The following is a 14,614-nucleotide window of genomic DNA, read 5'->3' on the forward strand; positions in this document are numbered from 1 at the left end:
ATCAGCAATCATGGTAGTGAAGGACAGAATTCTGGAAACAGCCCTGAGAATGTTCAGGGTATATGGCGTAAAAGGTGTTACCATGTTTGACATTGCCCGCGATTGTGGCATCTCCAAAAAAACAGTATACGAACATTACGTAGATAAACAGGCGCTTATTGATGAAGGCATGCAATTGCTGCTGCATAATCATACCGCCTTTTTACAGGAGTGTAATGCATTGGCAGATAATGCTATTGATGAACTGGTACGCGCGAGCCAGTATATCGTTGGCCTGGCCAGAACACTAAACCCGGTGATGCTTTTTGAAATCCAGAAGTATCATCCTGATATCTGGAATAACATCGAAAAATTTAAAGGCGATTGTATTCTGACGGGTATCAAAGAAAATCTGAAACGGGGCATGACGGAAGGCCTTTACCGTCAGAACCTGCAGACAGACATTGTGGCCCGTATGCGCCAGCTGCAGCTGGAAGCCGCTTTTGACCCTATCCAGTACCCTGCTGACCAATTCGATAAACAACAGGTAATGGAACAGGTAACCGCTCACTTTATACTGGGGATCGCCACCCTGAAAGGGCATAAACTGGCGAACCAGTATTTACAAATCAAAGAAGAAGATTAACAAGTAACGTATGAAGCGATTAAAGTTAACGCTTGTCCTCCTGCTGGGGATAGGGGTATATAATGGCTATGCACAAACGCAACTGACACTGCAGGAAGCCCTGAAATTTGCACTGCATAATAACCAGGGCCTCGCCCGTACCAAAATGGATGAGGAAATGGGAAAGTTTAAAACCAAGGAAGTCCGCGCTCAGGCATTACCTCAGATCAATGGTAGCGCTAATTATACGGATAACCTGCAGCTTCCCAAAACGCTCATCCCAGGGAAAACGCTGGGTAAGCCAGACAGCTCTCTGGTACTTGCTTTCGGCGTGCAGTATAACGCCAGCGTAGGCGCTGAACTGGAACAACAGGTTTTCAATCAGGCCGTATTCACTGGTCTTAAAGCGGCCAAATCAGGTGAAGAATACTATGCGCTGAAAACGCAGCAAAGCACGGAAACCGTTATCTACAACGTTTCCCAGCTTTACTATCAGTTACTCGTCATACAGGAAAAAATTACCACTATCAATGGTAATATCGAAAAGCTGACGCAGCTGGTGAATGCGACCAAATCCCAGTTCGAAAACGGACTGGCTAAAAAGATTGACCTGGATCGTATTAAAGTTAGTCTTACTAACAGTATCACACAACGCACACAACTGATGAATCAATACCAGACGCAGTCCAACAATCTGAAAAGGGTGATGGGCATGCCAGTGGCATCTGCTTTCGCTATTCCGCCGGCATCGCTGAAGGAGATAGAAAACAAAGCCGCTTCTTTTCTCCAGTATGATGACATGAATCTGGAGAACAGAACAGAATTCAGACTGGTAAAGAAACAGGAAGAACTGCAGCTCTTACAGAAGAAGGCTTATCAGGCAGAATATTATCCTACGCTTTCTCTCTTCGGCAGATATAGCTACAACGGTATGAGCGAACATTTTGCATTCGCCAGAGATCCTTCCAACGCTACCTTCTGGTATGGTGCGGCTTCCGTGGGGCTGTCCCTGCGCATCCCTATCTTCGATGGTTTTGCACGCCGCTCCAGAGTGAGTCAGGCTAACATTACCCTGCAACAGCTCAGCAAACAAAAGGAAGAAACAGTACTGAACCTGAATGCTGATTACGAAAACGCAAAACTGCAGGTAAGAAGCAACCTCTCCACCATCACCACACAAAAGGAAAACGTAGACCTGGCCAACGAAGTATTCTATTCTACCGAGAATAACTACAAACTGGGCCTGGCCAGTCTGACAGATCTGCTCAACGCAGAAACATCCCTGGCAGACGCGCAGAACAGCTACAACGAAGCACTGCTTCAATATAAGCTCGCAGAGCTGGAAATCATAAAAAGCAAAGGCAGTCTGAAAGACCTGCTGAACTAAACCCATACAACGAATAACGATAGACCGCAGTAGCGGATGCTAAACACACAAAATATTGCAGATGAAAAAGTTTATTATCTGGGGCCTGGTAACTATAGGTGCAGTGGTACTGATTATGTGGAAGCTGAATGCAAACAAGAAAGCCAACGAAGCTAAAACTGAATTTGTAAAAGAAAGTAATACGGGCGCAGTGCCGGTGCTGGTACAGAAAGTTACCCGCAACGCTTTTGCGCAGGGATTTCTGGCTAATGGCAACTTCGCGCCTGTCCGTGAACTCTCCTACCTGGCGGAAACTTCAGGCCGTATCACCAGACTGCTCGTAGATGAAGGCAGCATCGTGAAACAGGGGCAGGCCATCGCCTACATCGACGGCCAGATTGTAAACACCGACCTCCAGTCTGCCAAAGCTAACCTGGACCAGCTGAAGGTAGATAAGGAAAGATATGAAGCAGCATTCCAGACCGGTGGCGTTACAAAGAAACAGGTAGATGATGCAAAACTGCAGTACGATATCGCTAAAACCCACTACGAAGCCGCCGGCCGCCGGGTAAGCGATACCTATGTGAAAGCACCGATTTCCGGTATCATCAATAAAAAATATATAGAACAGGGCGCCTACCTTTCTCCCGGCACCAAAATGTTCGACATCGTGGATGTATCCCGCCTGAAACTCGCCGTAGCCGTACCGGAAGGACAGGTAGTAACGCTTTCCAAAGGACAGAAAGTGAAGGTAACTTCCAACGTATTCCCCGAAACCAGCTATGAAGGCACTATTACTTTCATTGCTGCCAAGGGCGACAACTCCCTCAATTACCCGGTGGAAATGGAAGTGAACAACGTTGCCGGCAAACAGCTGAAAGCAGGTATGTACGGCACCGCCCACTTTGAATCGCCGGAATCATCACAGGCTATCTTTATTGCACGTACCGCATTCATCGGCGGCGTGAACAGTAATGAAATATATATCATGGAAGGCAATGTGGCAAAGAAACGTAAGGTAATATCCGGCCGCATCCTGGGCGACCAGGTAGAAATACGGGAAGGGCTGAACGAAGGCGATGTTGTTATCACCACCGGTCAGATCAACCTCACCGAAGGCGCTGCCGTAACCGTGCAGGCCGCGAACAAATAAGCGTGGAATTGTAAATTTTGCAACATGAAGATTACTGAAGTATCCATAAAACGACCTACCATTGTGGTGGTGGTGTTCACCATCCTCACCCTCCTGGGAGTCATGAGCTATAAATCGCTGAACTATGAGCTGCTGCCCAAGTTCAGCTCCCCCATCGTTACCATTGCTACGGTATATCCCGGCGCTTCGCCGCGGGAGGTGGAAAGTACCATCACCAAAAAGATTGAAGACGCGGTGGCGTCTATGGAAAAGATCAAGAAAATCATTTCCAAATCTTCTGAAAGCCTTTCCGTTATTACCGTTGAGCTGAATAACGATGCTAACGTTGATATTGCCCTGCAGGACGCACAACGTAAGGTGAACGCCATCCTGGCGGACCTGCCCGGCGATGCGAAACCACCGTCCCTGAATAAATTCTCCATCGATGACCTGCCGATCATGACCTTGTCTGCCACCGCTAAAATGGACGACAAAAAATTCTATGATCTGGTAGATAAAAAACTGCAGCCGTTATTATCCCGCTTGCCGGGCGTGGCACAGGTTTCACTGATCGGTGGCCAGGAACGCGAAATCCAGGTTAACATTGATCCGAAGAAATTACAGGCTTATGGCCTGTCTATCTTACAGGTGCGGCAGCTCATCACCAATGCCAACCTGGACTTCCCTACCGGTAAGGTTAAAACAGCCAACGAGCAGATCCTGATCCGCCTGGCAGGTAAGTATAAAAATGTGGACCAGCTCCGTAACCTGGTACTGAAAACCACGGCAGACGGCACCCAGGTGCGCCTGCTGGATATCGCCGATGTGCAGGATGCACAAAAGGATGCAGAACGTATTGCCCGTGTTGACGGCGTAAACGCCATTGCCCTGCAGGTGCAGAAACAAACGGATGCCAACGCGGTAACCGTAAGTGAAGAAATGAAAAAGGCCATCGCCGGTATCGAAAAGGATTATAAAACCAATGACCTGAAAATACTGGTAGCCAACGATTCCTCTGACTTTACACTGGAATCTGCAGACTCCGTAATTCATGACCTTATCCTGGCGGTTGTGCTGGTAGCAGTTGTTATGTTGCTGTTCCTGCACAGCATCCGCAGTGCCTTGTTCGTGATGATCTCCATCCCGGCTTCACTGGTAGCCACTTTCATCGGAATGAAAATGATGGGATTCTCCCTCAACCTCATGTCCCTGCTGGGTCTGTCGCTGGTGGTAGGTATCCTCGTGGACGACGCCATTGTAGTACTGGAAAATATTTACCGTCACATGGAAATGGGTAAAAACCGTGTCCGTGCTGCATTTGATGGGGTGAAGGAAATAGGTTTCACTGTAACTTCCATTACATTGGTAATTGTGGTGGTGTTCCTCCCCATTTCCCTCACCAATGAGCTGGTATCCAAAATCCTCCGTGAATTCTGTGTGGTGGTAATGATCTCTACCATGCTCAGTTTATTATCTTCCTTCATGATTGTTCCGCTGTTGTCTTCCCGTTTCGGTAAGCTGGAACATATCACCGGGAAAAATCTGTTTGAGAAATTTATTCTCTGGTTTGAACGACAATTACAACGTTTCACCAACTGGATGACCGGGTTGCTGAAATGGGCGCTGGCACATAAAGCCGTTACACTGATTGTGGCAGTAGGTATGCTGTTCGCCTCCTTCATGCTGATAGGTAAAGGTTATATCGGCGGTGAGTTCATCCCGAAAGGGGATCGCGGCCAGTTCATCGTTATGCTGGAAATGCCGAAAGATGCATCCGTACAGCAGTCTAACCAGGCTACCCGCACCGCAGAACAGTATCTTTCGAAAAAAACTGCCGTACAAAGACTGATTACTACGGTAGGTCAGACAAGCGAAGATGGTTTCGGTACCTCGCAGTCCACGGCTTATAAAGCAGAGATCACCGTGATGCTGGTAGCGCCTGAAAAGCGTACAGACGGCTCGGATATTTATGCCGCGAAAGTGAAGAAAGAACTGAAAGCCATACTGCCGGGGGTAAAAGTAAAAACCACGGATGTGAGCATCCTTGGTACAGCAGAAAGAGCGCCGGTAGAACTGGTAGTAATGGGCAGTGAAATGGACAGTGTAATGGCCTTCGCGAAAAAGGCGATGGACACGCTGAAAACCATCAATGGCGCTACGGAAATAAAATTATCGGTAGAAGAAGGTAACCCTGAAATCAATGTGCAGGTAGACCGCGATAAAATGTCGGCCCTGGGCCTCACGCTGGATATGGTGGGAGGTACTATGCAAACGGCTTTCAGCGGTACCGCCGATGATTCCAAAGTGAAGTTCCGCCAGGGTGATTATGAATATGACATCAACATCCGCTTTGATGAATTTAACAAGAAGAATTTGCAGGATGTAGCTGATATACAGTTTGTGAATGATAAAGGACAGCTGATTAAATTATCTCAGTTTGCAGATGTAACAGAAGGCTCCGGGCCGAGCCACCTGGAAAGAAGGGATAAAAACACCTCTGTGTCTGTACAGGCGCAGGTAATGGGACGCCCTTCCGGTACGGTTACGCAGGAGTTTGCAGCTAAACTGGAGAAGATGGAAAGACCCACAGGTATCAGCTTCCTGTTTGGCGGCGATGCGGAGAACCAGGGTGATTCCTTCGGTACGCTGGGCGCTGCGCTGCTGATTTCTATTGTGATGGTATACCTGATTATGGTGGCACTGTACGATAACTACATCTATCCTTTTGTGGTACTGTTCTCTATCCCGCTGGCCATTATCGGGGCGTTGCTGGCGCTGGCACTGACAAACAACACGCTGAACATCTTTACCATATTGGGTATGATTATGCTGATTGGTCTGGTAGCGAAGAATGCGATCATCCTGGTGGACTTTACGAACCAGATGAAAGAACAGGGACAGAGTACCTACCAGGCGCTGATACACGCCAACAACGCGCGTCTCCGCCCGATCCTGATGACTACCATTGCGATGGTGATTGGTATGTTGCCGATTGCACTGGCAACAGGCGGGGTGGCCTCTACTAAAAATGGTCTGGCCTGGGTTATCATCGGTGGCCTTATCAGCTCCATGTTCCTCACGCTGATTGTGGTGCCGGTGGTATACATGATCGTGGATAAGGTGATGGCGAAATTCGGCATCGGCAAATTATCTGCCAAACGTTATATCAGACAACGCATGGTGGCTTCTTACGAAGAAGTGCCGCTCAACGAAGTGCATGTTAATTAAGCTATTATAAAGAAATGTTACTAACAGTGTAACAGTTGTAGGTTTAGGTAATGGCCGGAGTAATCCTACTCCGGCCTTTTATTTTTACTTTGATATTCACAAGAATCCCTTTTCCTTTCATAACCGGAAAGCTGTTTCCTTGCATTAGCTTTGGGAGTAAATAATCCCAAGTATGAAAAAGCTATTTGTATCCATCCTCCTGTTATCCACGGTTTCTTCCTATGCCCGGCAAGCGGTAGACGGACTTTTTAGTCCGGAAAGCGCTGTTGCCTACAAGAACGGTTATTTTATTTCCAACATGGGCCCGAAGCTGGAACCTGCGGCCAAAGACGGGGATGGCGCCATTGCCTGGACTGAAAACGGCCGCGTACAATCCCCGCGTTATTTCAATGATACCCTGCATGCGCCCAAAGGGCTGGAAATTGCTGGCAATACATTGTATGTGGCAGATATTGATCACCTGAAAGGGTATGACCTGAACAGCCGTAAAAAAGTTTTTGACCTCAACCTTGAAAACAGCGCCGGTATGCTTAATGATGTAGCCAGGGTGAATGACAGCCTGCTGCTGGTATCCGACTGCGTAAAAGACCAGGTACTGCTGATTAATACCCGCAGTAAGGAAGTTACGGTACTGCAGGGCACGATGCCTGCCGTTAACGGGGTGTGGTATGATGCCCAGACGGATATCGTGTATGCGTGCGCGATGGGGCGTGATATGGATGGTACCGGACTGCTGTATCAGAAGCGGCTGGGCAATGCCGGAGAGGCTTTTGTTCCGGTGAAAGGATCTCCTGTAGGGCTGTTCGATGGTATTGTGCAGCTGGATGCCCGGTATCTGCTGCTGTCTGACTGGATCACGGTAAAAAATCCGCAGTCAGGTTACCTCTGCGTCTATGACCTGAAGCAGCATACCTACCGCCGTATACCGGTAAAGCATTCTCCTGCCGACCTGGCGCTGGATAAACGCAGGAAAGCCCTGCTGATTCCGTTCCTGCTGGATAACAGGATGGAAGCAGTTCCGCTGAAAAGCCTGGGTATTTAATTATTTCCTGGCCAGCAACAACATGTGCGACACCGGGAAGGGCATAGGCGCTGCTTCCTGGTGTTCGTTTATGCGTAACAGCTGCACCTTTCCTTCCAGTCTGTTCTGGACGATCCACTCGTTGCGATAGGTGTGGGAAAGGTTGTCCAGCCGCAGCCCTGCGGCTTCCAGCGCTGATTTCCAGTCATTATAATTCCAGAAGCAGAATGTCTCATGCATTTCGCTGAGCCAGTTGTCGTGGTAATCTTTTTTAAAGAGGAATTCGCAGGCATCCTGCATAGATAGTTTGCAGTATGTTTTTCCGTTGATGGTAACCCATTCGTGCGGCAGCTGATAGCCTTCGTGGTGGCGGAAGTCCTGTGCAAAGCGGCGGAAAAGCGCTTCCGTAGAAAGTTTACCAAGATATGCTGCCAGTTCCTGTGTAGTGGCGTTGGGTGGCAACGGCAGTTCATTTTCACCATCTTCCCGGTTGAGCCACAGGAGTATTGTTTCTTCCCTGTTCTCCGGTCCTACTACATCGCGGTTGATCCATACGCCGCCGGGTACCAGCTCCTGATAACGGTTATGAATAAACGCTATCAGGTCCTGCCTGCTGCCATAGGATTCAATTTCATGGGTCAGGGAAGAGGTGTGTATGGTATTCATGCTGCCCGGTTCAAAAACCAGGCTGGTAACGGCATTTTTCTGGGAGAAGAATACCGAAGGGTTAGCGAATTCACCATTGTGTCTGCGCTGCAGGCAGATGTCGTACAGGTGTCTGGACACTTCAATACCATAGAAATCGCATTCGTGCAGGCGGTCGTCCGCGCAGCCCATTTTAATCCAGGAGCCTGCCGCACAGCCGATGTCCCCGATATTGCCCGGCTGAATGTAAGGGGCTGTTTCCTTGTATTTCTGTGCGGCAATATCGTCCATCTGTTTTACGTATACGTTATAGTCGCGGGTAGCGGTCAGATCGCCGTCGGCCCCTATGATCGGGTCTTTCAGGATCTGCTGCACTTTTTCTCCTACGCCGTACAGCGACCATATTTTGAATGATGCGGGATGCATCTGTTCCAGGATTGTTTTGTGTTTACGCCAGGCGGTGGTCTGCGCAATGAGTTTCACTATATCCCATGGCATGGGCTGCGTGAGGGAATTGGTGGCGGGGTCCCATTCTGCCGGCAGTACGCGGAAGCCGCGTTGCAGGTACATATCTTTAACGGCAGTGGAGCAGATCACGGCGGTATTTTCCGGTGTGAGGGCGTGTGTGCCTTCGCTGGAGTGACGTATGGTTTTTATGGTGTATTCCGCGAAATCGTGGATCACGCCTACATCGTCGATGCCGTATACAAAGGCGGGAACGTCGAGGGAGTTGGAAAATTCCTGGATGATCATGGCGCGGAGGTAGAATGGTACCGGGTTGCGCTTGGTGCCCAGGTGGTTGGCGGATGTTACTGCGAAGATGATGCCTGTGATATCCGCCGGGGCTAACGGTTGCCCATATACGTCTTTTTCGCCTTCAAGTCTGCATTTGATCAGCCTGTTCAGGTATTTGAACTGGAAATCGGTGAGCAGGTGATGGCGGCCGGGAATGAGTAAGTACATATGGTGAAGTTAAGGAACAAAGGATAATCATGTATATAAAAGCCCCGGAAGTATGTTCCGGGGCTGTATGCGGGGTATTTTACATATGGAGGAAAGAGATATTTTTTTACAGTGCAGCGGCTTTGCGTACTTCCTCAAAGGTGTAGCTTCTGGTAATTACGCCGTTCTCGAATACGGTATGCATCACATCTTCCAGCTCCGGTGATTCGTGTAGCGGTAATGTTTTGAAGGAGCCGTTATCTTTCACGAGTTTGAGTCTGCCGGCTTTTGATTTTTTGAAAGAAGTGCGGAGGTTACCGCTGGCATCCATTTCTACAGGCATTTTCTGCACGTTGATACCTTTGCCGTTTACTTCCGCGTAGGCGCATTTGAGTGCAAATTCCTGGGTGTCGCGGTTAACACGCTGAAGGAGTGCGCCGCCCATGCCCAGTACCAGGTTTTCGGCGCTGATGCCTGCATTTTTCAGGGCTTCAAATATACCGGGGATGGAGGAGTAGCTGATGCCATCGCCCTGGATGACGCGCACCTGTGGCGGGAGTACCTTGTAGCCTTTTTCGTTGGTGGTGAATCCGAATTTTTTCATCAGGATGTCGAAGATGGCGAGGAGTGTTTTAACGGGATCGCCGCTGTCGGGGCGGATAACGAGCGTACCGTCCCTGCTGAGGATCTGTTCTTTCAGTTCGGTGCCCCAGTATTCTTCGCAGGCGCGGAAGATATTATAGGAATCTGATACGCAGGCGATGGTACCGGTAGGGAAATTGTTGAGTACGTGTCTGAAGATATCCAGTTCGCCGGCTTCGCCGAGCAGGGTACAGATGGAGTGTTCGGTGGCGGGGATAGAGAGGCCCGGTGCAGTGGCGGCGTTATAATATTTTTTTGCTACTACAGAGCCGGGGATGGTGTCGCTGCCGGCGAAGCTGACCAGGTGGGCGCTTCCTCCTATGCCGGCGCTTTCCACACTGCTGGCGCCTCTGAACCCGAAGTCATTCAGTACAAAGTCGATACCGGCGTAAGCTGCAGCGCTGGCAGTATCATCATAATATTGTTTTACTACTTTTTTGATCTCCCTGGAAACAGAGGCTACGGTACAGGAGTACCAGACCTGCATGAGCAGGGTTTCCAGGAAGTTGGTCAGCCAGAAACATTCGGGGTCGGTATTCTCGATGGTCATCATGGCGTTTCGTACGGGTACTACTGTGCCTTCGGCTACCGCTTTGATGCGTACGGGGAGCCTGCCGCCGTGTTTGCTGATGATATATTCGAAGCGGCTGCGGTCAAATACATCGGTGCGGCCAAATACTTCCAGCAGGGTGCTTTCGGCTTCATCAAGTTTTTCTTTGGTGATGACTTCGCCTTCGAGGTATGCTTTCAGAAAGTATTGCAATCCGTAGAACACTGTTTCATCGAACTTTCCACCACGGCTTTCCAGGTAGGAATAAATGAGCTGGGTGCCGGGAACATATAATTTGTGGTGAGAGTATTTGTAGGCATCAGCGAGGAGGATGAGATTTTCCGTTGTCATGACAGTTCTTTTTTAATCTTGATGAGCATATTTTTCAACCAGTTTATTCAGCAGGGGGATGTGTGTGTCTGCTATTTCGCCGGTGGCGATCATTGTTGGTATATCCGTTACTGTTACCCAGCGTACTTCAGCGAGATCGTCGCCGGCGGCGGGTTCTCCGTAGAGGAGGTCTGTGCTGAAGAGGGTGGTAATGATTTTGTTGGCTTCGGAGCGGTAGCGCCAGTCGTCTACACGGTAGGACATAACATATTCCATTTTGCCTGTTTCCATGTGGCCGCATTCTTCCTGTAATTCTCTGAGGGCGGCGTTTTCGAAGTTATCGTCTGTAGGGTCGGAGAATCCGCCGGGCAGTCTCCAGTTATTTTCGTTGGGTTTGCGGCCCAGGAGGAGCTGTTGTTTATTATTTCTGAACAGGGCGATATCTACCGTTGCGTATACAGAAGGAAAGAGGTTATAGGTATTGTAGATGATGCCGGCGCGGAATTCTTCCGTATCAAAAACCTTGTCTGCTATGGCTTCTCGCATAGCGGTGGCGTTGTAGTCCTGTACGGGAGGCAGCGCTTCGATGGGGTATTTGCCGGAGTAGGTATCCATGAAACTGTCGCGGCTGCCGTAGAGTACAAATGTTTCGTGGGGGAAGTTGGTGGTGAGCAGTTCATCCAGTTTGCTTGACCATACCGCATCGTATTTCTGATCGCTGAGGGGCAGCACAATAATTTCCGGAAAGGATTGCTTGATCATGCGTTCGCGGGTGTAGAAATCGAGCGGATTTTTCCTGCTGCCTTTTACGGGGCTGACGCCCAGAATGATGAGCACTCTGTTGTGTTTTGCCTTCACCTGCCGGATCAGCTGCAGATGTCCTTCATGAAGGGAGGGCGTCTGGAACCTGGCTATAATAACTCCTGTGGGCTTTGTGTTTTGCATATCCACATTATTTTGTGTAATTGTTACACAAATATAGAATGCGAATTTGAAAGCGCAAAATTTATTTGTGTAAATAATACATGAATTACGAATAGCAGAGTTATTTTATTATTTTATTATTTGAGATTTTGACACCAATACTGGGCTGCTCTTGTACCTACAGGCACAGACGCAAACCGGTATTGGTGTCAAAATCTCAAATAATAAAATAATAAAATAACTCAAATCTCAAACGCCATCCCTTCTTTCTTCAGCTTAAAATACCGGGCTTCATCGAAGCTGAACAGTTTAGCCGGGCGTCCCTGGGAAACCTGTTTTTGCTTTTCATTATGGGCGATGAGGATGCCGAGGTGATTTATTTTTTTCTGGAAGTTGCGGCGGTCAATGGGGCGGTCAAGTAAGGTTTCGTATAATTTTTCGAGATCGGCGATGGGGAATTTTTTATCGAGCAGTTCAAAGCCGATAGGTTCGTAGCGGATTTTATTGCGGAGGCGCTGTACGGCAACATCGATGATAGTAGCGTGGTCAAAGGCGAGATCCGGCAGGTCCTTGATGTTGAACCATTTGGCGTCTTCAGCGTCAGAACTGGCTGCCAGCTTAAAATTGGTAGGATTTACCAGTCCGAAGTAGGCGATAGACACAACTCTGCCTCTGGGATCGCGGCCGGGGAGTCCGAACGTATACAGTTGTTCCAGGTAATTGATATTAACGCCGGCTTCGGTGAGCAGTTCACGGGTAACGGCGGTTTCCAGTGATTCTTCGTCCAGTACGAAGCCGCCGGGCAGCGCCCAGCTGTGGAGATACGGTTCTATGGTGCGCTTGATCAGCAGCACCACGATACCTTCTTTGGGAATATATCCGAATACCACCGCATCTACGGTTAGCCGGATGTTCTGTTTTACTGGCAAACTGATTACAGATTATTTTGCTTGAATATAATGTTCTATCTGGCCGGTGCCTTTATGTAAATTTACGAATAAAGGATTTTTTACCGGATCGAAAACGATGATGGTGTGTTGTTCCCATACGTTGGTGGGAACGGGCAGCTCAATAATCACTTCCTGTCCGTTGGCGCGGTGAAACAACAGGCTGTCTTTCCCGGCAATATGCGCCTTGAACCCCTGTTGTTCCAGGTAGCCGGTAATCTGGCTGCGGAGCGCCAGTACAGAATCTGTCAGCGGACCCGGCGCGGGTTTGGATTCCCGGTATACATAGCATTTCTCTGTAATCACGTCGTACGCTTCCTTATTTACCTGGTGCCCGTCATTACGGGTAGGGTTACACGCAAATAATGCGCAGGCGGCGAGGATGCATGATAATATACTTTTCATGAGCTGAGTACTTTAATGTTCGTAGCAATCATAATTGCGTTGCCGGTAAATTTTACCGTCCCGGAATTCGATCACGGTGCAAATAAACGCATTCATTATTTGTCCGCGGCGGAATTTTCCCGCGTCAACACCTATTTCCCCGGTCCATTTTGCTTCTACCACCAGTGTGTTCCCGTTTTGAATGGCTTTTACCACGGTGAAGTGTTGCGCCTTCAGAATCTGTTTGTTGGTGGCCATACTTTCCAGCATGATTTCAAAATTCCGTTGTTTGATTTCAGCAGATAGCTGGTTAGGATATTCTGTCTGAATAATATTCGGATGAAAGATGGCGGCAAATGCTACCGGATCTGCGGAAAAATTTTCCAGCAGCTGAAAATAGCGGTAAACCAGCGCCAGCTTCTCGTCCATTTACAGGGATAGGTGTTTATAACGAATGATGAATGCATTGCAAATTGCAATCTGCGAATTTATACAATTCGCAGTAATCCTGTCTCAAACGGACCCGGCGGAGCTGGATTATTTGCTGTTGAAGGCCAGTTTTTCCATGTTGTCAGTTTTGCCGATGATGTCATATACCAGTTTTACAACGGTTAGTGCACCGTCGTAATTGATTTTATCTGCGCTGTCATCGGATGCAGGCGTATCATGATGGCTGCCGGTACAGAGGTAAAGCACCGGGATATTTTTTTTGTAGAAGGAAGCATGGTCGGAAGTGCCGGTATTACCGGGTTCATAGACGAGTTTGGTTTCTCTGGCGGCGATGCTGCCGATGATGCCGGGCCATCCGGGGGAGGTATCTACACCACCTATCTGCAGGCCCTTTGCAGGGTCCAGGCGGCCAATCATGTCCAGGTTAATCATATAATTTACCTGTGCCAGATCTACCGGGCTGTGGGCTGTAAAGTACCGGGAGCCGGACAGGCCCTGTTCCTTTCCGGAAAAGGCGACGATCAGGAAGTTATGATTTTTGACAGAAGAAGATTTCAGCAGGCGGGTAATTTCCAGCAGGGCGGCGATGCCGCTGGCATTGTCATCCGCCCCGCGGAAGCCTGTACCGGCATGGTCGTAGTGCGCGCCTATAATAACGGTTTTGGCGGCTTTATTGTCAATGAAGCCGATGACGTTAGTGCCGGTATGTTTTACTTTTTTAAAGGCCAGCTGCATCTCTATCAGAAAGGTGGTGGCATCTTCGCTGCTCAGCTTCCTGCTGATGTCTGTATTTACCCACACGGCAGGAATAGCGGTGGCAGGGAGGCGTGTGGCGCTCCATTGTTCTGCGTCTGCTGCTGTTTCCTTCCCGTTATAGAAGATCACGCCGGTAGCGCCTGATTTGGCGGCTATCTGCGTTTGCTGGTAATATTGTTCAAGGCTTGTTTTTTTATTGTCGGCCTCCAGTTCGTTGATATTAATCAGCCAGATGTTATCCGGTTCATTGGCGTCGGGGAGTACTTCGCCTTTGGCGGATTTATCAGGGCTGAAAGGCAGTGGAATAAACTGTTTGCCTGCGGTGAGCAGTTCATGATTTATTTTCATGCTGCAGTTGGCTGCCGCTTCCCTGCCCTCTTTGATGGTGAATGTCTGCATGAAGCCACTGTCGCCCCTGGGGGCTACATTCAGCTGCTGCAGCTGGGAAGAAATATAGGCAGCAGCCAGTTGTTCGCCGGGAGCGCCGGATTTACGACCTTCCAGCTTATCGCTGCTCAGATAGTTGATGTGCAGTTGCAGGTTTGACAGGGTTTTACGATCACTTTTTTTCTGTGCACTTACGAACATGGTAATACTTACCAATGGTAACAGCCAGGTTATTGTTTTCACGCAATCTTTTTTTGGGTCTGTGGCAAAATTACGAATTACCGCCGGTCATGCACGATTTTAGCG

Annotated in this window: 12 protein-coding genes; 5 read left to right on the forward strand and 7 right to left on the reverse strand. The window is 48.9% G+C overall.

Translation table 11 applies throughout. The features are described from left to right. Positions 1-10: 10 nt before the first annotated feature. The 5 genes from GWG06_RS07015 (at position 11) to GWG06_RS07035 (ending at position 7,372) form a co-directional block, all read left to right on the forward strand. Complete coding sequence (locus tag GWG06_RS07015) at positions 11-625, forward strand: TetR/AcrR family transcriptional regulator (protein WP_160712237.1); 615 nt, start codon at positions 11-13, stop codon at positions 623-625. Positions 626-635: 10 nt separating this feature from the next. Beyond that, positions 636-1,991, forward strand: coding sequence for a TolC family protein (locus GWG06_RS07020; protein WP_127034726.1), 1,356 nt, complete (start codon positions 636-638; stop codon positions 1,989-1,991). A 61-nt stretch (positions 1,992-2,052) separates the two neighbouring features. Next, on the forward strand, positions 2,053-3,123 hold the full coding sequence (locus tag GWG06_RS07025) for an efflux RND transporter periplasmic adaptor subunit (protein WP_160712239.1): 1,071 nt from the start codon (positions 2,053-2,055) through the stop codon (positions 3,121-3,123). A 24-nt stretch (positions 3,124-3,147) separates the two neighbouring features. Then, on the forward strand, positions 3,148-6,330 hold the full coding sequence (locus GWG06_RS07030) for an efflux RND transporter permease subunit (protein WP_127034730.1): 3,183 nt from the start codon (positions 3,148-3,150) through the stop codon (positions 6,328-6,330). Positions 6,331-6,502: 172 nt separating this feature from the next. Next, on the forward strand, positions 6,503-7,372 hold the full coding sequence (locus GWG06_RS07035) for a hypothetical protein (RefSeq protein WP_160712241.1): 870 nt from the start codon (positions 6,503-6,505) through the stop codon (positions 7,370-7,372). On the opposite strand, the gene GWG06_RS07040 is transcribed toward GWG06_RS07035, so the two are convergent. The 7 genes from GWG06_RS07040 to GWG06_RS07070 form a co-directional block, all read right to left on the reverse strand. Next, complete coding sequence (locus GWG06_RS07040; protein ID WP_160712243.1) at positions 7,373-8,959, reverse strand: class I SAM-dependent methyltransferase; 1,587 nt, start codon at positions 8,957-8,959, stop codon at positions 7,373-7,375. A gap of 106 nt (positions 8,960-9,065) precedes the next feature. Continuing rightward, on the reverse strand, positions 9,066-10,481 hold the full coding sequence (locus tag GWG06_RS07045; RefSeq protein WP_160712245.1) for a nicotinate phosphoribosyltransferase: 1,416 nt from the start codon (positions 10,479-10,481) through the stop codon (positions 9,066-9,068). Positions 10,482-10,493: 12 nt separating this feature from the next. Continuing rightward, positions 10,494-11,405 (reverse strand): NUDIX domain-containing protein, encoded by a 912-nt coding sequence (locus tag GWG06_RS07050; protein ID WP_160712247.1) that lies wholly within the window; start codon positions 11,403-11,405, stop codon positions 10,494-10,496. Between the two features lie 221 nt (positions 11,406-11,626). After that, on the reverse strand, positions 11,627-12,313 hold the full coding sequence (locus tag GWG06_RS07055) for an NUDIX hydrolase (RefSeq protein ID WP_127034740.1): 687 nt from the start codon (positions 12,311-12,313) through the stop codon (positions 11,627-11,629). A gap of 12 nt (positions 12,314-12,325) precedes the next feature. After that, positions 12,326-12,736, reverse strand: a complete 411-nt coding sequence (locus GWG06_RS07060; protein WP_127034742.1) for a hypothetical protein — start codon at positions 12,734-12,736, stop codon at positions 12,326-12,328. A 12-nt stretch (positions 12,737-12,748) separates the two neighbouring features. Beyond that, the gene (locus GWG06_RS07065) at positions 12,749-13,144 is read right to left on the reverse strand and encodes a nuclear transport factor 2 family protein (protein ID WP_127034744.1); all 396 of its coding nucleotides are present in this window, start codon (positions 13,142-13,144) and stop codon (positions 12,749-12,751) included. A 108-nt stretch (positions 13,145-13,252) separates the two neighbouring features. Continuing rightward, positions 13,253-14,551, reverse strand: a complete 1,299-nt coding sequence (locus GWG06_RS07070; protein WP_160712249.1) for a M28 family peptidase — start codon at positions 14,549-14,551, stop codon at positions 13,253-13,255. Positions 14,552-14,614: the final 63 nt, after the last annotated feature.

It is taken from the genome of Chitinophaga solisilvae (assembly GCF_009928525.1).
Classification (GTDB): domain Bacteria; phylum Bacteroidota; class Bacteroidia; order Chitinophagales; family Chitinophagaceae; genus Chitinophaga; species Chitinophaga solisilvae.